The 19,677-nt window shown below is 38.4% G+C and carries 17 protein-coding genes; 8 read left to right on the top strand and 9 right to left on the bottom strand.

The genetic code is table 11. From position 1 onward, the window contains the following. Window position 1 precedes the first annotated feature (1 nt). The 7 genes from M9892_06515 to M9892_06545 all read right to left on the bottom strand — a co-directional run bounded on the left by M9892_06515 (window position 2) and on the right by M9892_06545 (window position 9,244). Window positions 2-1,642, bottom strand: coding sequence for a S41 family peptidase (locus M9892_06515; GenBank protein ID MCO5253994.1), 1,641 nt, complete (start codon window positions 1,640-1,642; stop codon window positions 2-4). 32 nt (window positions 1,643-1,674) lie between these two features. After that, entirely contained in the window at window positions 1,675-3,006 is a 1,332-nt protein-coding gene (locus M9892_06520; GenBank protein MCO5253995.1) for an MATE family efflux transporter, read from the bottom strand. After that, the gene (locus M9892_06525) at window positions 3,003-3,626 is read right to left on the bottom strand and encodes a rhomboid family intramembrane serine protease (GenBank protein MCO5253996.1); all 624 of its coding nucleotides are present in this window, start codon (window positions 3,624-3,626) and stop codon (window positions 3,003-3,005) included. Before M9892_06525 ends, M9892_06520 begins: the two co-directional genes overlap by 4 nt. A gap of 2 nt (window positions 3,627-3,628) precedes the next feature. Beyond that, window positions 3,629-4,633 carry an NAD(P)H-dependent glycerol-3-phosphate dehydrogenase gene (locus M9892_06530; GenBank protein ID MCO5253997.1) on the bottom strand — a complete coding sequence of 335 codons (1,005 nt, stop codon included), beginning with the start codon at window positions 4,631-4,633 and terminating at the stop codon, window positions 3,629-3,631. Further along, window positions 4,634-7,405 (bottom strand): translation initiation factor IF-2, encoded by a 2,772-nt coding sequence (gene infB, locus M9892_06535; protein MCO5253998.1) that lies wholly within the window; start codon window positions 7,403-7,405, stop codon window positions 4,634-4,636. A 105-nt stretch (window positions 7,406-7,510) separates the two neighbouring features. After that, window positions 7,511-8,746, bottom strand: coding sequence for a transcription termination factor NusA (gene nusA, locus M9892_06540; protein ID MCO5253999.1), 1,236 nt, complete (start codon window positions 8,744-8,746; stop codon window positions 7,511-7,513). A 12-nt stretch (window positions 8,747-8,758) separates the two neighbouring features. Next, window positions 8,759-9,244 (bottom strand): hypothetical protein, encoded by a 486-nt coding sequence (locus M9892_06545; protein MCO5254000.1) that lies wholly within the window; start codon window positions 9,242-9,244, stop codon window positions 8,759-8,761. 564 nt (window positions 9,245-9,808) lie between these two features. Between M9892_06545 and M9892_06550 the strand changes: the two genes are divergently transcribed. From M9892_06550 to M9892_06580, 7 genes are read left to right on the top strand one after another with little or no spacing between them, the layout of a single operon-like run. Further along, window positions 9,809-10,489: a tail fiber domain-containing protein gene (locus tag M9892_06550; GenBank protein MCO5254001.1), complete on the top strand. Its 681-nt coding sequence runs from the start codon at window positions 9,809-9,811 to the stop codon at window positions 10,487-10,489. A gap of 18 nt (window positions 10,490-10,507) precedes the next feature. Continuing rightward, on the top strand, window positions 10,508-10,918 hold the full coding sequence (locus M9892_06555) for a T9SS type A sorting domain-containing protein (GenBank protein MCO5254002.1): 411 nt from the start codon (window positions 10,508-10,510) through the stop codon (window positions 10,916-10,918). A 10-nt stretch (window positions 10,919-10,928) separates the two neighbouring features. Further along, window positions 10,929-12,266 carry a family 16 glycosylhydrolase gene (locus M9892_06560; protein MCO5254003.1) on the top strand — a complete coding sequence of 446 codons (1,338 nt, stop codon included), beginning with the start codon at window positions 10,929-10,931 and terminating at the stop codon, window positions 12,264-12,266. A 12-nt stretch (window positions 12,267-12,278) separates the two neighbouring features. Then, window positions 12,279-12,845, top strand: a complete 567-nt coding sequence (locus M9892_06565; protein MCO5254004.1) for a hypothetical protein — start codon at window positions 12,279-12,281, stop codon at window positions 12,843-12,845. Between the two features lie 47 nt (window positions 12,846-12,892). Further along, entirely contained in the window at window positions 12,893-13,114 is a 222-nt protein-coding gene (locus M9892_06570) for a hypothetical protein (protein MCO5254005.1), read from the top strand. A gap of 12 nt (window positions 13,115-13,126) precedes the next feature. Then, a complete protein-coding gene (locus M9892_06575) occupies window positions 13,127-13,714 on the top strand; it encodes a hypothetical protein (GenBank protein MCO5254006.1) in 588 nt (195 codons plus the stop codon). 40 nt (window positions 13,715-13,754) lie between these two features. Beyond that, a complete protein-coding gene (locus tag M9892_06580; GenBank protein ID MCO5254007.1) occupies window positions 13,755-14,387 on the top strand; it encodes a hypothetical protein in 633 nt (210 codons plus the stop codon). 273 nt (window positions 14,388-14,660) lie between these two features. Here the strand turns inward: M9892_06580 and M9892_06585 are convergent, their stop codons facing one another. Both M9892_06585 and M9892_06590 read right to left on the bottom strand, forming a co-directional pair. After that, window positions 14,661-15,413 carry an SDR family NAD(P)-dependent oxidoreductase gene (locus tag M9892_06585; protein ID MCO5254008.1) on the bottom strand — a complete coding sequence of 251 codons (753 nt, stop codon included), beginning with the start codon at window positions 15,411-15,413 and terminating at the stop codon, window positions 14,661-14,663. A gap of 93 nt (window positions 15,414-15,506) precedes the next feature. After that, on the bottom strand, window positions 15,507-16,817 hold the full coding sequence (locus M9892_06590) for a serine hydrolase (protein MCO5254009.1): 1,311 nt from the start codon (window positions 16,815-16,817) through the stop codon (window positions 15,507-15,509). 140 nt (window positions 16,818-16,957) lie between these two features. On the opposite strand from M9892_06590, the gene M9892_06595 reads away from it, so the two are divergent. Beyond that, entirely contained in the window at window positions 16,958-19,600 is a 2,643-nt protein-coding gene (locus tag M9892_06595) for a BspA family leucine-rich repeat surface protein (GenBank protein MCO5254010.1), read from the top strand. Window positions 19,601-19,677 lie beyond the last annotated feature (77 nt).

Here is a 19,677-nt window from a genome sequence, read left to right on the forward strand (position 1 = left end):
TTTATGGTTTTAAAATTCGACTGTATTCACTCGGATTATCTAAAATACCAAGCGCTCTTTTGACATCCTTGTCAAAGTGAAACATGATCGGATAAAGACTTTTTTCGCCATAATATCTTTTGGCAATTTCGATGTTCAATAATGGCATAATCACTTCCTTGTATCGCTCCCAATCTTTTTCTTTACTCTTGTTGATTTGTACATTGAGACTACTAACAATCCCTTCAATATCTGTGTTGAATTGTTCATCAACCGAGCAATTTTGCATTTTATCAATCTCTAACTCGGTTTGTGATTTATACATAAAGCCCTTGTTTTGACAAAATTTTCTAAAATCTTCAAACACATTCGGACTGAGTTTAAAGTCTCCAATATCAACAGAATCAGGATGTTGCTTGTAATATTCACTTGCAAATTCAAATATATAACTGCCGTTGCGCAAAGCTTTCATAAATTCATTGGCAATAGGTTTTTCCATGACAACATCCGGCTTGATGCCTGCACCTTCATACACTACCCTTCTGTTTTTAGTGTAAAATGGTTTGGTCAAACCGGCAGAATCCTTGTGTTTGTGTTTGCTGTATTCTATTTCCTGAATACACCTGCCGGAGGGGATAAAATACTTTGCAATAGTAACCTTCACTTGGTTGCGATAGGGTAATGGTATTACATTTTGCACAAGTCCTTTGCCATAAGAGTTGTGTCCAATCACCACTCCTCTATCTAAATCCTGAATAGTGCCGGCAACAATCTCTGAGGCAGATGCAGAGTTTTCGTTGATGAGCACTACCAAAGGTATTTTAGCGTCCAGAGGCAGCTCAAATGTCTTGTATTCTTGATAATATTCTTCTGTTTTTCCGCGCGTTATCACCAAGAGTTGATCCTTGTCAATAAACAGATTGAGAATCCTGATAGCATCTATCAACAGCCCCCCACCATTGTTACGCAAGTCAAGAATCAATCCTTTGAAGTTTTCATGGGTTCGCAATTCCAAAAAAGCTTGCTTTACTTCGTCAGCAGACCCATCCATAAACTGGTCGAGTTTGATATAGCCGTAATATTTGTTAACCATACCATAGTAAGGAACATTGCTAAAATCAGGTTTTTTACGCTCCAAATTAAACTCCAACACATCTGCGCCACGTTTGACTTTGATTTTAAGGAAACTACCCACCGCACCTTCAAAAGACTCATAAGTTTCTGAAACAGATTTGCTTGAAAAATCACGTCCGTTAATTTCTTGTATCACATCTCCGAGCTTCACCCCTTGCAAATCAGCCGAGGAACCTGATTTGACGGCAGAAATCACCAATTTATTTTGCATGAGCGTAATCTCAATGCCGGGTGTGCCAAAATCTCCTTTTCTTTTAATCAACGCATCTTCTACTTCGGCTTCTGTGTAGTAGTTAGTATAAGGGTCAAGCGAAGCCAACATGGCGTTAATCCCTGTTTTCATTAACTCACCGGGGTTCACATCTTCCACATAATTCAGATGTACTTCTTTGTAAACCGAAGTAAATATTTCAAGATTTTTGGTTACTTCAAACAGCCCCGAATCTTTGATTGCAGACAAGCCAAGAACCAAAACTAATGTAAGTGCGGTAAATCTTTGCCATCTCTTAGTAAAGAATTTTGAAAACATGCGGACAAAGGTAGCAGATTGCCAAAAGAATCTTAATCATCCACTCTGGTTTTCTTCAAAAATCTACTGACTAAATTAGCCGAAACCAATGACAGTGCTACAATAAAACCAATCCAAATACCTGAAGCGTCCATGCCATGTTTGAAGGCCAGATATATGCCCAAAGGCATTCCCAGCAACCAATACGAACCTCCAATCAAGAGAGTCGGCATTTTCACATCCCTTATGCCACGCAATGCGCCTGCTGCCACCACCTGTGTAGCATCAGGGATTTGGAACAAGGCGGCTAATACCAATAACCAAGATGCAATTTGCACCACTTCCGGGCTATTGTTAAAGAACAAAGGGATTTGATTACGAAAAAGAATAAAAGCCAGAGCGCACACAAAACCGGTAAGCACCGTGATTATCAAAGTAGATTTTCCTATTATTCTTATTTTGCGCCAATTTGACTGTCCAAAGGCATTGCTGATACGAATAGAACAAGCTTGCGCCAAACCCACTGTTCCCATATAAGTAAAAGAAGCCACACTCAACGCAATCTGATGTGCCGCTTGCGATTCTGCACTAATCATGCCCACCAAAATACTAGAAATTGCGAAAGCACTTGCTTCCAGAACAATTTGCAAGGCAATAGGAATTCCCAAGTGCAATAATTGCCTCATTGCATGAAACGAAACATACCATTGGCGTTTGATTACCTTTATGTATTTTTTGAATAGTCGCGAATTGAAAATATCAATGACTATTGCTGCCAACATCAAAAACCTTGTGATTAAAGTACCCCATCCTGCTCCCATGAGTTCCAAACGCGGAAAGCCCCAGTTGCCAAAAATCAGCAGCCAGTTGATGAAAATATTAATGGGGATACCCGCCAGTGATATTACCATCGCTACTTTTGTGTACTCCAGTCCGTCAGCAAACTGTTTGCAGGCAATAAACAATATCATCGGAATCATGGAAATGGACATAATTTTCAAAAAAGGTTGGGCAAGTGCAGCCACTTCCGGGTCTTGTTTGAGGTGAAACACAATGTTACTTCCAAAATATAGTCCTACACTAATGATTACAGCAGCGATCACACTTATCACCATTCCGTTAAAAAAGAAGTGAGAAACCTTTTGAGAATCAAATTGCCCTTTGAACATAGAAACCATTTGAGCAATAGAAATAGTCAAACCTATACCAAATACAAAAGGGATATTAATAATACTGAACACCAAAGACGAAGCCGCCAACTGTTTGTAACCGACTGCCCCAACCATTGCTGCATCAATAATATGCAATGCCATCTGTACTAATTCTCCTAAGATGATGGGAATTGCAAGCAAAGTAGTACGTTTAGCTTCTTCTATCCGGCTCATTGAATAATATCTTGAAGCTTCTCTCCTATTTGCAAAAAGAAATTAATGACAAATTTTGGATTGTAAAGAATGGTAATTGTAACCCCAAAGAGCGCCCCTGAAATATGTGCATCATGTGCGATTCCGTCTTTTTTACTCTGCATTTTGGTTTCATACCAAAGATAAATAATACCAAAGATAAAAGCAGGTACGGGAATCACAAGCATTACTCCAAGCAAATTGACCGGTCGCATCAAAATATAACTAAACAATACTGCAGACACAGCTCCGGAAGCTCCCACCGCATTGTAGTATGGAGAATTGCCATATTCTTTGAGAGCAGGTAAGGCAGACACTAACAGCGCGCCTACATACATCAAAAGATAAAATGGGATTGAATAAAGTCCGAAACAATCCCTGAAAATAGATTCAACAGCCGTACCGAAAGACCATAAAACAAACATATTGATAAACAAATGTCCATAATCTGCATGGACAAAACCATGTGTAATAATTCGATAATACTCTTTGTTGTGTTTTACCCTAAAAGGATTATATGTAAGCTTGTCAAATAAATCTCTATTAGACAAGGCTAAGAGAGAAATCAAAACAGACAAGGCAATCAGTATATAGGTAATCATGACTAATTGAGAAGCTTTGATAAGTTTATAAAGGCATTTTTACAATTAGCACCTTCATAAATAATTTGATACACTGTTGTCATAATTGGCATATTGGCGTCCACCTTTTGGTTGAGGATATAAATTTGTTTAGTTGAATAATATCCCTCGGCTATCATTTTCATTTCCATTTGAGCAGAAGCTACCGAATACTCACGTCCTAACATATTGCCAAAATTCCGGTTGCGGCTCAACTGACTATAAGCTGTTACGAGCAAATCACCCAAATAAGCACTATTATTCACATTGGTAGATTCTATACCGAGTTTTTGCAGAAACAGTTCCATTTCGCGAATGGCACAAGAAATCAAAACTGCCTTGAAATTATCACCATAGCCCAATCCATTGGCGATTCCTGCTGCAATCGCATAGATATTTTTCAAAACAGCTGCATATTCTATTCCTGTAATATCATCTGAACTGATACAATTAATATAACGACAACTGAACAAGGGCACAAGTTGTTCTGCCAAATCCTTATTTTCCGAAGCGATTGTAAGGTATGAAAGCCTTTCGCGTTCAACCTCCTCTGCATGACAAGGACCGCTCACACACGCAATTTGATTTGGTGATACTTTTAACTGTGTATGAAAATAATCTGACACAATCTGATGCGTTTCCGGTATGAGCCCTTTTACTGCCGAAATAATAATCTTATGGGAAAAAATTTCCGGAGTAAGTTCACCCAAAACTTGATGTACAAATGCAGATGGGGTAGCAATAATCACAATATCAGATTGCTTGATGCTGTCTGCAAGGTTGTTATTTGCCTTGATTCTGCTCTTATCTAAGAAAACGCTGCTGAGATAATTGGGATTATGCCCGTATTTGGAAAAATGCTCAACATACTCAGGATTCCTCATCCACCAATTAATAAGGCTCACTTGAGAACTCTCACCCAAAATCTTAACAATAGCAGTAGCCCAGCTTCCTGAGCCAATGACCGCAATCTTCTTGAGCATTGACAATTATTTTAATTTTCTTTTAACTTCCTCTTCGGTAAATACCTCAATGTTGTCGCCAATTTGCAAGTCGTTAAATTTCTCGATATGCAAGCCGCACTCAAAACCTTTGGTAACTTCTTTTACATCGTCTTTGAAGCGTTTTAATGAGGCTAATCTTCCTGTATGCACCACCACACCGTCTCTGATAATGCGTATATCTGAGTTTCGGGTTATCTTGCCATCCAACACCATACATCCTGCAATGGTTCCCACCTTAGAGATATTAAACACCTCTCGAACTTCCACCTCTCCGATAATTTTTTCAACCAATTCAGGCGACAACATACCTTCCATAGCAGCTTTTATCTCTTCTATGGCTTTATAGATAACGGAATAATGTCTGATATCAATCTGCTCATTCTCTGCTAATTTTTTAGCACCTTGTGCAGGTCTAACTTGGAATCCGATAATAATTGCATCTGAAGCAGAAGCAAGCAATACGTCTGATTCTGTAATTTGACCTACCCCTTTATGGATAATATTAATCTGAATTTCATCTGTTGAAAGTTTTAATAGAGAGTCGGACAGGGCTTCCACCGAACCATCCACGTCTCCCCTTACAATTAAATTAAGTTCTTTAAAATTCCCCACAGCCAATCTTCTTCCGATTTCGTCCAATGTGATATGTTTGGTTGACCGGATACCTTGTTCTCTAAGTAGCTGAGTGCGTTTATTAGCAAGCACTTTTGCAGAGGCTTCATCCTGAAACACCTGAAATGGATCACCGGCTGTAGGTGCACCACTGAAACCCAATACACTAACAGGTGAAGAAGGTCCTGCTGATTCGATTCTTTGAAATCTTGCGTTGAAAAGTGCTTTAACTTTACCGTACCAAGCACCGGCCACCATGTGGTCTCCCACTCGCAATGTTCCACCTTGAACCAAAAGATTGGCAATGATACCACGTCCTTTGTCCATTTTAGCTTCTATCACAGTTCCATTAGCGCGTTTGTTTGGATTTGCTTTAAGGTCAAGTAATTCGGCTTCGAGCAATATTTTCTCAAGCAGTTTATCTACGTTTTTACCAAACTTGGCAGCTATCTCTTGACATTGATATTTACCGCCCCATTCTTCAACAAGAATATTCATTTGCGCAAGTTCTTCGCGTATTTTATCCGGATTAGCAGAAGGCTTATCAATTTTATTAATGGCAAAAATCATGGGCACACCTGCCGCTTGCGCATGGCTGATTGCTTCGCGTGTTTGAGGCATGATGCTATCATCAGCAGCAATTACAATGACGGCAATGTCAGTTAATTTAGCTCCTCTGGCACGCATTGCAGTGAACGCTTCGTGACCGGGAGTATCGAGGAAAGTAATTTTTTGTTTGCCTTCCAACTCAACTTCATAAGCTCCAATGTGCTGTGTAATACCACCTGCCTCTCCCGCAATTACATTGGCAGAACGAATATAATCGAGTAAAGAAGTTTTACCATGGTCAACGTGTCCCATGACTGTTACAATAGGCGCTCTGGGTAGTAAGTCTTCAGGCTTGTCTGCTTCTTCCTCTACGGTTACCTGGGCATCAGCATCGACAAAGTCAACTTCATAGCCGAACTCATCTGCCACAATTGAAATCGTTTCTGCATCCAAGCGTTGATTGATGGATACCATCAGTCCTAAACTAAAGCAGGCTGTTATAATTTCATTAACACTCACATTCATCAATGTTGCCAATTCATTTGCAGACACAAACTCAGTTACTTTCAATACTTTTTCATCGCGCTCTAATTGTTCCTGATTTCTGAGTCTTTCTTCTGCGTTTAACTCACGTCTCTGGCGTTTGTTTTTAGATTTTGCAGTTTTGCCTCGTCCAGTAGTTTCAATTCTTGAAAGGGTCGCTTTGAGTTTATCTTGTATCTCCTTTTGGCTTATTTCAGCGGGTCTGTCATTTCTTTTCTTTTTGCCAAATTGAGGTTTATCTTTAATAGCGTCTTCAATCTTTACCTTTTCTACTATTTTTCTTGCCCTCTTCTTTTTGTCAAACGGTTTGTCTCCTTCTTTGGCTTTTGGATGTGGTTTTTTAGTAATTACAGGCTCGGCTTTGAGTTCAATCTTCCCTTTCACACTCAAGCCTTTCAGCTTTTCATATTGAGTTTTGATTAACTCCACTTCTTCTTCAGGTTCTACAGGAGTAATAGCTTCCTTTTTGGTTTCTTCCTGAATAGGCTTTTCTTCCGTTTTGGGTTTTACCTCTTTCTTTTGTTCAGTGGTTTTTTTAGTAGTTTTTGAAGATGGCTTGGTTTTGTGATTAATCTCATCCAAATTGATTTTACCTAACACCTTAGTTCCTTTCAAATGAACTGTAGATTCAGGCTCCGGTTGCTCATTGTCAGCAGGAGTAATTACCTTTTCTTGAACGGTTTCTTCCTTAGTTGTGGCATCAACCTCCTGTTCATCATTCAGTAGTTTATTTTTAATTACTACTTGTTCTTCTTCTTCTTTTTCCTCTTCTTTAACAGTGGATTTAACTGCCGGTTTAATGTTTATATCAGAAACTGCCGGAGCCTTGATTTTAGCTGGCTGAATCGCCAACTTCAGTGATTTGGACTCATCCTTGGCGGCTTTGTCAGACTTAAATTCAGAACGTAGAAAATCATACATCTCTGCTGAAATTTTGGCACTGGGTTTAGCATCTACCTCAAACCCTTTGTTTACCAATTTCTCGATGAGTGTTTGAAAACTCACATTGAGCTCTGTTGCTACTTTATTTATTCTGTATGTGTTCTCTGACATTGTTTCTTAAATTTTTTACCCTCTTATTTTTTAACTTGCTTTTTCACGGGAAGAGGAGTGAACCCAATGAAAAGTCAAGGTTGTTATTGTGCTGACATCATTTGATTATTCAAATTCGGCTGCCAATATTTTCTTTACCTCAATGATGGTTTCTTCTTCGAGGTCTGTTCTCTTAATCAAGTCTTCTGTATCTGTGTCCAGAACAGCTTTGGCGCTGTCCAGACCAATTGATTTGAATTCATCAATAATCCACTCATCAATTTCATCCAGAAATTCATCCAGATCCACATCCACATCTTCGTTTGAGCCGGCTTCTCTGTATATTTCAATTTCAAATCCGGTAAGCCTGCCGGCTAATTTTATGTTGAAACCACCTTTGCCTATTGCTAAACTCACTTGGTCAGCCGGCATGGTAACAACTGCTTTGTTTCCATCTAATTTGATGTTAGAAATTTTGGCAGGGCTTAATGAGCGTTGGATGAAAAGTAAAGTATTGGTTGTAAAGTTGATTACATCAATATTTTCATTTCTTAACTCTCTTACAATACCGTGAATTCTGGCACCTTTCATTCCTACACAAGCACCCACGGGGTCAATTCTTTCATCGTAGCTTTCTACTGCAACTTTGGCTCTCTCTCCGGGCTCTCTCACTACTTTTTTGATAGTAATTAATCCGTCCAAGATTTCAGGGACTTCAAGCTCAAATAATCTTTCGAGGAAAACGGGCGAAGTGCGCGATAATATAATTTTGGGTGTTCCGTCATCAATGCGCACATCAATCACTACGGCTCTGGTTACCTCACCCTTTTTAAAGAAATCAGTGGGAATCATCTCTACGCGAGGCAAAATCAATTCATTGCCTTCATCATCCAGCAGCATCATTTCCTTTTTCCAGATTTGATATACTTCACCGGATACAATTTCACCGATTCTATTTTGGTATTTCTTGTAAATCTCGCCTTTCTCAAGCTCGAGTACACGTGTCATAAGGGTCTGACGCGCTGCCAGTATAGTTCTCCTGCCAAAATCTTCGATAGAAAGAATCTCTGTTGCTTCTTCACCCAACTCATAGTCGTCTTCGAGTTTTTTGGCTTCGGTAATGCCGATTTGCAGATTTGAATCTTCAACCTCGCAATCATCAACAATCAAGCGGTTTCGGTAAATCTCAAAATCCCCTTTTTCGGTATTAATGATGATGTCAAAGTTCTCGTCTGTGCCGTACTTTTTTCTTAATACATTGCGAAAGACATCTTCCAAAACCCTCATCAGGGTTACTCTGTCGATGTTTTTGAACTCCTTAAATTCTGAAAAGGAATCTACTAATCCTGCAATTGTTGACATAATCTGTTTTTATTATTTAAATGACAATATTATTTTACTTTCTTTGATTTGATTGAACGGTATCACTTTCTCTTCTCCTTCTTTGTCGCTGCGCCCTTTCACTTTGGATTTGATGAGTGTAACGACAGTAATGCTTTCCGTTGTAATTTCTTTAAGTTTTGCACTCAACTTGGCATCATCTTGCAATGTCAGCATGAGTTCTCTGCCGCTGTGTTTTTGATATTGTCTCGGCAACACAAGCGGAGCGTCTGCGCCCGGAGAGGTAATGCCAAAGCTAAATCTTTCGCGCTCTGCCTCTGCTTCGGGATTTTGTTCAATCAGGTTCATCAGTTTGCGACTGATTTCTCCGCATTGCGCAATATTTAACCCTGTGTCTCCATCCAACACAAATACATACAAGCCTTTGTTTTCTTGGTGTTCAGTGCCTACCACAAACAATTCGGGGTAAGTGTTGAGCACCTTCTGTAAACTCTCGTTCAAAAATGCTTTAATATCCATGTATTTATTTAGCCAAATAAAAAGGGGACAACCGTCCCCTCTTTCAAGTGCGCTGCAAATATATGCTAATTTTTATTTTGAAAAAAATGATTTTTAATTAGTATCGTATTCCTTAATATGCTTAAAGGACAAGGAAATTACCTTCAAGTTAGTTCAAAGTGCTGTTACTTAGACATTGTTCAGTCCATGAATTAATTACACAGATCTTTTCTTAGATTCTATTATTCAACCCTATGAATAAATTTAAAAAAAAGCATTGCCAAAAATTTTTTTGTGTAAATTTACCCTATTGCTTGATATATTAGGAGTGATTGCAGGCAGACAGGGAATGAGACAAAGCGTATAACACCCCTATCTCTATCAGGATGAAAAGGTAGTTATAAAGCTCTTTACAATCATACGGAAACAATGCGCATATATTCAAAACAATATCTATATCTCAAACTGAAATAGAAAAAATTAAAAAGTCGAATTAAGAAAACACAGTATCAGCCAAATAGAAAATTTATTACCCGCAATGAGAAACGGTATTTCTCAATATTATTAATTTAAAATAACAAACAAATGAAAAGGAAAAGAATGTTGATTTTATTAGTGGTTACTTTGATAATTTCAAATCAAGTAACAGCACAACTGAAAGTATTAAGTAACGGGAATGTGGGAATTAGAAACAGTAATCCCACTTTTGACATTGATGCAAATATTTCTACACTTAGACTCCAAAATTGGACTAATATTATGTTGGAATGGAATGGCTTGTGTGGCTCCCCCGTATTATACCCCACCACAGACTGGTATCTGCAATTAGGCAAGAATAAACAAAGAGTAGGCACATTCTATGCTTACACTATTCATTCTACACAAGACTGGAAGGATAGTGATGACAGTATCAAAACAAATGTAAACAGCATCTCAAATGCATTGTCAATTATACAAAATTTACAAGGTAAAGAGTATTACTTCACAGAAAGTTTTATTGAAAATATTCCATCATGTGAAATTGATATAAGAGATGAGTTTACTCGGAAACATTTTGGTTTTATGGCAAGAGAGGTCATAACTGTATTACCTGAAATTGTAAAACACGATACTGCAACAGATAGGTATTTTGTTAATTATACGGAGGTAATTCCTATATTGACAGCAGGTATAAATGAACAGCAACTTATCATTTCTAATCTAAATGGACTTGTCTTAACACAGCAGTACACAATAACCCAGTTGCAAAATCAAATAACTTACTAAACCACCCAGATTAACGAGTTGCAAACAAGTATTTCAAATATTAATGTCCAACTTAGTATCTGTTGCAGCAATGACTCGTCTTTCAAAAGTTCTATTAATAATAATGACAATAACAACTCTCTATCTTGGAAATATAAACAAGACAATACGGAGACAACCACTTCGATATTTTTACATCAAAATAATCCCAATCCTTTTGACAGTAAAACTGAAATAAGATATTACTTACCGGAAACCGTATCTACTGTTACCGTGATTATCTCAAACCTGAATGGAGAACAGATTAAAGCGTTTAAGAATCTTGAATATACGAATGGTCATCATTCCTTAATTGTAGAGGGAAGCTCCTTGAGTGCTGGTTCTTACTACTATACATTATTGGTGAATGGCAAGGAAATCAGCACAAAGAAAATGATATTGGTTAAATAATGATGTAGTTATGAAAAAATATGTTTTAATTTCTATTGTTTTTGCTTTTGGCAATAGTGCAGATTGTCAGACACATGCACACGAATTATATGAGTATAAGCCGGCATATTCTGATGATTTTAACTCTTTTAACAGCAGCTTGTGGCGCACCAACGGCTGGAATCCGGAAACCCAACAAATGGGAGAATGGTGTCAAGAAAAGACATGGTTTACGGATAGTTGTGTTACATTTGAAAACGGAAAATTAAAAATCACACCATGGATAGGGGCTTACATAAGCAATTGTGGCAATTATAAGTCCGGTTGTTTAACCTCCCAAAATGAATTTCTGTATGGCTATTATGAAGCACGTGTAAAAATGCCTACCCAACCGCTGAATGTTATCTCTTCATGGTGGAATGCAGGCGGATGTCTTTACAATGTCAGACCGGCTGCACTCTATAATGAGATTGATGTTTTTGAAACGGGAGACACAAACAAAGCGAATATAACGGTTCTCTATGGTACAGATAAAAATGGATGTGTCTCAGGGAATGATGCAGGGTGTAGTTATGGAACTAATTATACCTCTAGAGTGCGAAATCCGATAGAAGATCAGCCAGTAACGGATAACCTGACAACTGCTTTCCATACTTTTGGTTTGGAATGGACTCCCGACATAGTGAATGTTTATTTTGATGGTAACCTATTACAGAAGATAAGTATCTTGGAGAGCAATAAAGAGGATAAAGAACAAAAACCTTTCGGAGAGTATGTTTATATGAATAGGTTGACCACCCCTGCAAGTTTTATGTTTTGGGCTAAAGCAATTGATACAACTAGAGAAAACAAAGATAGGGTTAACGACCCACAACCCAATGGAACTGCTTCCTTAGAGGTTGATTATTTTCATTATTATAAGCCTAAGCCGGTACTAAAAAGAGTGCAATGCAATAACGACACATTGATATTGTCTTCCTCCACCATCGTTAGAGGTGAAAGCTATTTGTGGTCTGTGGATTCAGGAAACTTGTCTCTTGTTAGTCATGATTCGGGTACAGCGACTTTCAGGATTCCTTCAGGATATATTTCTTCCGTGGTGTCAGTAAGTGCAACGGGCGGAGTCCCAAATACAAGTGCAACATCTGTGTATTCGATTATCAAAAGCACTGACGGCAATTTTTGCACACCGGATTCTTTGGGCAATACTTCTACACTCTTTTTTGCACCCTTTATTAATGCACCTCAATCGGGTTGTTCCTCCACTGTCATTCCATCAGGAAAAGAAGTGATTTTTGTTGGAGAAAACGGGGTTGCTCTTAACCCCGGTTTTGAAGTTGAGTTGGGCGCGACATTTTCTGCATTTTAAAATCAAACTATTATGAAAAAAATAACTTTTTTATTCTTAAGCGTTTTCCTAATCCTATCGTGTAAGAAAGATAAAAATCAGGAAGAAGTCCTTACAGGAGTTGTAAGTAAAGGGATGGTGTATGTAGAAGATATTAAATTTAAACGAGATACTTTGGATTATGGAGAGTATTTTATCGATTTTAATGAGGATGGGGAAAATGATTTTATTTTTATAGATTGGCTGCCCTCACATCCTGTTAGCTTATTTAATCCGTTAAAGTTGCAGTCTAATAAAATTAGTGTTTATGTGCAAGATTTAGTTATAAGCGATGATGGTTCTTATTATTATAGAGGATTTATCAAACGATTAGGCTACAAAGAGAAAATAGGTAGTGGTAGCGGATTCTGGTCTCCTTTAGAGGGTACTTATAATAGTTTGCCTTTAAGGTTTAATTATTTTGAACTAGAGGATGCTTTTCGGGTAAACGAGGGGGGTTATATTGGAGTGCGTGTTGTGCAAGGCAAGGATACACTATACGGTTGGATAAATATAAGCGATAAGTTAAACCCAATAGAATCGGCATGTGAGCGAAAGTAAGGAGGATTTAGTTTTAATTATAGTAATATGGAAAATAGTGAATCAATATGGTTAAATTTATAAAAAGCACTGACGGTAATTTTTGCACATTGGATTCGTTGGGCAATACTCCTACACTCTTTTTTGCACCCTTTATTAATGCACCTCAATCGGGTTATTCCTCCACAGTGATTCCGTCAGGTAAAGAAGTGATATTTATTGGAGAAAACGGGGTTGCTCTTAACCCCGGTTTTGAAGTTGAGTTGGGCGCAACATTTTCGGCATTTTAAAATCAAACTATTATGAAAAAAACAACTATTCTATTCTTAAGCGTTTTCCTAATCCTATCGTGTAAGAAAGATAAAAATCAGGAGGAAGTCCTTGCAGGAGTTGTAAGTCAAGGGATGGAGTATCATGAGTTGAATCCAGCTCTCGTTACCACTCTCGCTTCTCGTTTAATTAATTTGGATTTTAATCAGGATGGTATTGTAGATATTGTGCTTGGTGTTGCGGGTAGTAGTGGAGGATATAATTCGTATATTAACCCTATGAATGTAAGCCTTAATATTTATGATTTAAATATAGAAGATTATGGCGATAGTTTTTATATAGCTAACGCAACGGCTAAAGGTTTTGAATATAAAGATATTATAAATAATGAAGCAGGTCAATGGTCTTCGCATGTTCTACAATATAAAGGGGTGGATATATCCCGTTATTATTATTGCTTATGTTGTCAATATGGAGATTATTGGTGGCGTCATGGAAAAGATAAATATATAGGAATACGTTTTACAGAAGGCAATGATATATTTTATGGATGGATCCATGTGTCTGTTAGTGGTCTAGATAAAATTACTGTTCATTCTTATGCTTATCAGAAAAAATAGAATTTTTACATTATTGTAACCTGTTTAAAATCATACTATTATGAAAAAAACAACTATTCTATTCTTAAGCGTTTTCCTAATCCTATCGTGTAAGAAAGATAAAAATCCAGAAGAAGTCCGTGCAGGGGTGGTAAGTAAAGGGATGGTGCATAAAGAATTTGAGCCGCAGATTCTTGCGTATTATACTTTAGATGATAAGTTTAGCACTTGCCAAGTAGATTGTAATATGGATGGCACAGTTGATTTATCATTTTCAATCTCAAATACAAGTTCAGGTATAAATACGATTGCAAGATTAGATAATCATCCTTCCAATAAATTTAGTATTTGTCTTACGGATACGAATTACTCTTTAAGAAATTATCCAAATATTCCTGCCTATATTTATTACACGGGACTAGTTAAACGACTTGAATATAAAGAAATTATAAATGAAAGAACAGGGGTGTGGTCTCCAATGGATTCGACTTTTAATAACGTGCGATTGCTTTTTGGACAGCTTCATATGGCAAATCTAGGGTCTGTTACAGGTGAATGGGAAAATTCTATGAATAAATATATTGGAATCCGTTTTATAGAAGATAATGATACATTATACGGATGGTTGCAAGTTTCTCTTTCTGGAGTTAATGAAAAACTGATTTTATATGATTGTGCCTTCCAAAGAAAATAAATACTCTGCTATTCAGGATGTTAATAGGGAGCAATCAAACTTGAGTTGGGCGCGACATTTTCTGCATTTTAAAATCAAACTATTATGAAAAAAACAACTATTGTATTAGTGAGCGTTTCCCTAATCCTATCGTGTAAGAAAGATAAAAATCCAGAAGAAGTCCGTGCAGGAGTGGTAAGTCCAGTTGGTTGTGCACATGAGTAACGTGTCCTTGTTACTACTCTCGCTTCTCGTTTAATTAATTTAGATTTGGGCACTCACAATGCGAAGGCACTAAGCATTGTTTTTTAAAACATGTCCTGCAGCAGCTTGTGCCTTAGGCATGATTGTAATATCAGCCAACTGTACATGCTCCGGTTGCATGATGGCAAAAAAGATTGTTTCTGCAATATCTTGTGCTGATAGCGGTGTAAAACCTGCGTAAACTTTGCCCGCTCGCTGTTCATCTCCTTTAAAACGAACTAAGGAAAATTCGGTTTCTACCATGCCGGGTGCCACATTGCTAACTTTGATTCCTAAAGGCAATAAGTCAATTCGCATCCCTTTGCTCAATGCTTCCACCGCAAATTTAGAAGCACAATAGGTTGCACCATTGGCATACACCTCCTTACCTGCCGTGGACGAGATATTTACTATATGACCGCTCCCCTGCGCAATCATCAGCGGAAGCACTGCTTTTGACACGTAAATAATACCTTTGACATTGCCGTCTATCATCTTTTCCAAATCTTCCATGTCTGCATCCTGAAAAGCTGCCAGCCCATGTGCATTTCCGGCATTGTTAATCAGAATATGAACTGCTCTGAAATCTGCGGGTAAGGAGTTTATCTGTTCAAAAACTTGTTGTTTGTTACACACATCAAAATTGAGGGTGTGTACTTTGGTAATTGCCGAAAGTTCTGCTTTGAGCGAGTCCAATCTGCTTTGCCTTCGTCCACATAGAATCAGTTTAAAATTCTGTGCTAACTTGCGAGCCGTTGCCTGCCCTATTCCTGAGGTTGCGCCTGTAATCAATACGGTTTTCATAGTCAAATATTTGGTGCCGCGAAAGTATGTGAATTACAAATATCGCAACACGGAACAGACGCAAATTAAGGCTTTTTTCTACCTTGGCATCACTTATTCTACCAACAGTTTTTCTGTCCAAATTGTGCCATCCGCCAAGGTAGCCTTCACAAAATAAAAACCGCTGTGCAATAAATTGATTGACATACTCAAGTCCGTGTCTTGGGCAAGGATAGATTGGATTACATGTCCTTGCAGATTACAAATTTCTACCTTTGTAATGGGCTGATTGGATTTTAGATGAATCATTCCTTGAGCAGGGTTTGGAAATAGCTGCACAACGGGACTGCTATGTAGTTGGTTATCAACTTCTGTCGAATTACAATCTAATTCGTTGACATATCTCCAAATATCATCGTTAAGCAAAAAGGGTACTAAGGAATTTGCCGGTTCGTCTCCCATCCTCACCCAAACCATATTCAGACTTGGAATGACATTGAGAAATTGCCCGCCCTTGCCCATTGCCGAAATCATATCAGCAGGAGCATTTGGAATTAAAGTTCTTGGAAAAACAATTTGCGATGAAGGCACCATGAAACTTGGCTTGCCGTTCAACCACCACAAGTATCCATAAGATTTATTGAGTGTTTGCGAGGTGTTTGTCATTTGATTAAAGTAGGCGGTGTCGGTCATGATTTGGTTGCCGTTCCAATTTCCTTTGTTCAGCATCAGAAGTCCAAAGCGCGCCATACTTCTAGCGTTGCTAAAAAAAACATTGTTGTAATCCACCGGTATAAACACTCCGGACATTCCTATTGGGTTTTTCAATTTCTGTGTAGTGTAGCTGTTTAAAGATAGTCCGGTTGCACTTTCTATTACACTATCCAATAATGTATAAGGTCCGTTGTGATATGCCCAGCGTGTTCCTGCATCTGCTTTGTAAACCAAACAACTGTCCAATGTGCAATAATGATCCGGAACACCATCGTCCAGTCCGGTGGTCATGGTGAGTTGATGGCGAATCGTTATTTTATCTTCCTGCGCCTGTGTACATATAGTCCAACCTTGTCCCAGATACTTTGAGGTGGTATCATTAATAGAAAGAAAACCTTCTTGTTGGGCAACACCCACCATAAATGCTGTCAATGACTTGCCTGCTGATGCCCATTGCCAAGGAGTGGATTGCGTATGCGAACCGAAATATTTCTCTAACACAATCTTTCCGTCTTTCAACAGAATAAAGGCTTTGGTGTTATTCGTATCCAAAAAAGCATACAAACTGTCTATATTAGACTGACAATAGCCCAATGATTTGGGAGAAAGTGTGTCCCATGTAGTTCCCACAACAGGAGGAAAATACAAGGATTGAGCATGCACTTGAAATGCCATCATAAAGACGATGATTGAGGCAAAAATTTTATTCATAATTATTGTTTGAATTAAAATATTGATTTGATAGTGGAGTATGTAATACTGCAAATTTATTACTTTTACTTATCGGCATATGAATTTGTAACATCCATTTTTTTTATTTATTTTCGTATCCATATCAAACAATAAAACTTATGCAAGACCACCTTACAACATTTTTCAAAATCACATCCTTGTTGATGCTCTTGTCTATTGATTATTTTGGGGTGACAGCAACTCCTTTTATCACAAAATGGAAACCCGCGGGAACATCATTTGTTATTCCTACATCAGGTGCCGGATATAATTATGACATTTATGTATATGACCCTTCTAACACAATTGTTTCATCAGCAACAAGCGTAACGGGTGGATATACTGCGAGCGGATTGACAGCAGGAACTACGTACCGCGTGGAGATTTTAGGCAGTTTCCCCAGAATGTACTTTAATGATAGTGGCAGCAAATTGGACATCATTGACATTACGCAATGGGGCGATTTTGCATGGAAAAATTTCGCTTATTCTTTCTATGGCTGTTCCAACATGGATATAACTGCCACAGATACCCCCGTATTAACAAATGTAAAATCCTTGTACAGAATGTTCAGAGCATGTACATCCCTCAACGGTTCTTCGGCTAATTGGGATTGGCATACCGTTACCATCAACAACATGAGCGAATTGTTTTATGACGCAACAAATTTTAACAATAAGATTGGAGGCTGGGATGTCAGTAACGTTACTAATATGGCAAGTATGTTCAGAGGGGCAAGCGCATTTAATCAAGATATAAACTACAATTCAGGAACGGGGGCATGGGATGTAAGTAGTGTTACAGATATGTCAAGTATGTTAAGAGGCGCTACAGATTTTAATCAGGACATAAGCGGCTGGAAGACTCATTCAATTGTCGATATGAATTCTATGTTTAGGGATGCTATGAATTTTAATGGTGATATTAGTGCTTGGGATGTAAGTAACGTTACTAATATGACAAGTATGTTCTTTGGGGCAAGCTCGTTCAACATCGATATTAGTAGTTGGAACACAGGAAATGTTCTCGCAATGAATTCTATGTTCAGAAATGCAGGTGTATTTAACAGAAATTTAAATACTTCCGGAAGTGATTGGGATGTAAGCAATGTAACCAATATGTCATACATGTTTTCCGGAGCTGTGGCTTTTAACGGTGATATTAGCAATTGGGATGTGAGCAATGTAACAAACATGTCAAATATGTTTAGTGGTGCCAGTATATTCAATAGAGATATCAGCGGTTGGGTTGTAAGTAATGTTACCTCAATGACTACTATGTTTAATAATGCTAATGCTTTTGACCAAAATTTGGGTAGTTGGGATTTGCAGAATGTTACCACAATGACTGCTATGTTAAATTCCTCTAATGGAGGCGGCTTAAGCTGCAAGAACTTTGGACTCACGCTAAAAGGATGGGCAGCAAATATAACAACGCCAAGCTCCATCACATTGGGTGCCGGCAACCGTTATCTACCCAACACAGTTGACAAGGACTGGCTCATCAATAACAAAGGTTGGACATTCTCCGGAACTGATAGAGGCATTTGCACTCAGACATGGTTAGGTACGAATAGTACAGACTGGGCAGATGGTACAAGTTGGAATCTGGGATTTGTGCCAGGAAACGGAGCTATCATCAATATTGATGCTTCGGCTGCCAATCTACTCAAGTTAGACCAAGATAGAGTTGTAGCCACGCTGAATTTTAACGGGGCTAATCTCAATGTTGTATTAGGAGATTATAATTTGACTGTAACAACCGTAAACGGTGCAGATGCGAATAATTATATTGAGACTAATGGTACCGGACATACGTTCCGTTCTATTGCTAATAATACAACATTTATTTTCCCTGTCGGCAACACATACTACAATCCGGTATCTATTCGTAACAGAACAGGTTCGGCAGACATTTTCTCAACAAGAGTGTTAGATGAAGCGTATGAAAATGGGTTATCAGGAAGTGCCTTGAATGCCGGTAAAACACCGCACGTAAAAGCTACTTGGGATATAAGCAAAGCAAGTCCAAATGGAGGCAGCGGTGTCAATTTCGTCTTTACATGGGACCCTGCTCAGGAAACAGGTCCTTTAGCGACACCAACATTAAATCACTACAATAGTATTATGTCGCTTTGGGAGATAGCCTCAGGCACAAGTAGTGCCGGAGTCAATACCGTAACCCTTACTGGATACACCGGTTCTTTTTCGCCTTTTGCAATCGGGTGGTCAAGTGCTATCCCTTTGCCTGTGGAACTTGCAGCATTTAACGCCATTCCGGACCACAACAAACGTATTGTGAAACTGTCATGGATAACAGCCCAAGAAGTGAATAATGACAGATTTGAAATCCTTCGCAGCACAGACGGACGAAATTGGGAAAACATTGGCACAGTAGCCGGACAAGGAACAAGTTACCAACAAACCTCATACACGTTCATTGACCACAACCCAGCTGATGCAAACTATTACCGCCTTAATCAAATTGATTACAACAGCACAGCAACCCTAAGTGATATCCGTTTTGTACACTTCCAATCAACTTCAGCACACCCAACAACAATATACCCAAATCCTACACAAGGCAAACTTACTATCAATGCCTTACAAGGTGATGAGTATGTGATTACAGACCTCTACGGACGTGTTGTTGCACAAGGCGTTTTGGCTTCCGACATTGTAGAAATCAATCTTGCTGATTTGAACAAAGGAATGTATTTTGTCAAAGTAGGAGAAATAACCCAAAGGATTGTGTTGCACTAAGGCATTAAACGCCTTGTTATTGTTTGCTTGTTTTCTAACTGTTTTATTGTTTGCTCCATTTAACAATGAACGGTGTA

The organism is Bacteroidota bacterium (genome assembly GCA_023957335.1).
Taxonomy (GTDB): Bacteria; Bacteroidota; Bacteroidia; order NS11-12g; family UBA955; genus JALOAG01.

Excerpts from the sequence above, each read along its gene's own strand:
- M9892_06560 (MCO5254003.1), top strand. The coding sequence starts at position 10,929 with ATGAAAAAATATGTTTTAATTTCTATTGTTTTTGCTTTTGGCAATAGT.
- M9892_06590 (MCO5254009.1), bottom strand. The coding sequence starts at position 16,817 with ATGAATAAAATTTTTGCCTCAATCATCGTCTTTATGATGGCATTTCAA.
- M9892_06525 (MCO5253996.1), bottom strand. The coding sequence starts at position 3,626 with ATGATTACCTATATACTGATTGCCTTGTCTGTTTTGATTTCTCTCTTA.
- M9892_06550 (MCO5254001.1), top strand. The coding sequence starts at position 9,809 with ATGAAAAGGAAAAGAATGTTGATTTTATTAGTGGTTACTTTGATAATT.
- M9892_06545 (MCO5254000.1), bottom strand. The coding sequence starts at position 9,244 with ATGGATATTAAAGCATTTTTGAACGAGAGTTTACAGAAGGTGCTCAAC.
- infB (MCO5253998.1), bottom strand. The coding sequence starts at position 7,405 with ATGTCAGAGAACACATACAGAATAAATAAAGTAGCAACAGAGCTCAAT.
- M9892_06570 (MCO5254005.1), top strand. The coding sequence starts at position 12,893 with ATGGTTAAATTTATAAAAAGCACTGACGGTAATTTTTGCACATTGGAT.
- M9892_06515 (MCO5253994.1), bottom strand. The coding sequence starts at position 1,642 with ATGTTTTCAAAATTCTTTACTAAGAGATGGCAAAGATTTACCGCACTT.
- M9892_06585 (MCO5254008.1), bottom strand. The coding sequence starts at position 15,413 with ATGAAAACCGTATTGATTACAGGCGCAACCTCAGGAATAGGGCAGGCA.
- M9892_06520 (MCO5253995.1), bottom strand. The coding sequence starts at position 3,006 with ATGAGCCGGATAGAAGAAGCTAAACGTACTACTTTGCTTGCAATTCCC.
- M9892_06575 (MCO5254006.1), top strand. The coding sequence starts at position 13,127 with ATGAAAAAAACAACTATTCTATTCTTAAGCGTTTTCCTAATCCTATCG.
- M9892_06580 (MCO5254007.1), top strand. The coding sequence starts at position 13,755 with ATGAAAAAAACAACTATTCTATTCTTAAGCGTTTTCCTAATCCTATCG.
- M9892_06565 (MCO5254004.1), top strand. The coding sequence starts at position 12,279 with ATGAAAAAAATAACTTTTTTATTCTTAAGCGTTTTCCTAATCCTATCG.
- M9892_06595 (MCO5254010.1), top strand. The coding sequence starts at position 16,958 with ATGCAAGACCACCTTACAACATTTTTCAAAATCACATCCTTGTTGATG.
- nusA (MCO5253999.1), bottom strand. The coding sequence starts at position 8,746 with ATGTCAACAATTGCAGGATTAGTAGATTCCTTTTCAGAATTTAAGGAG.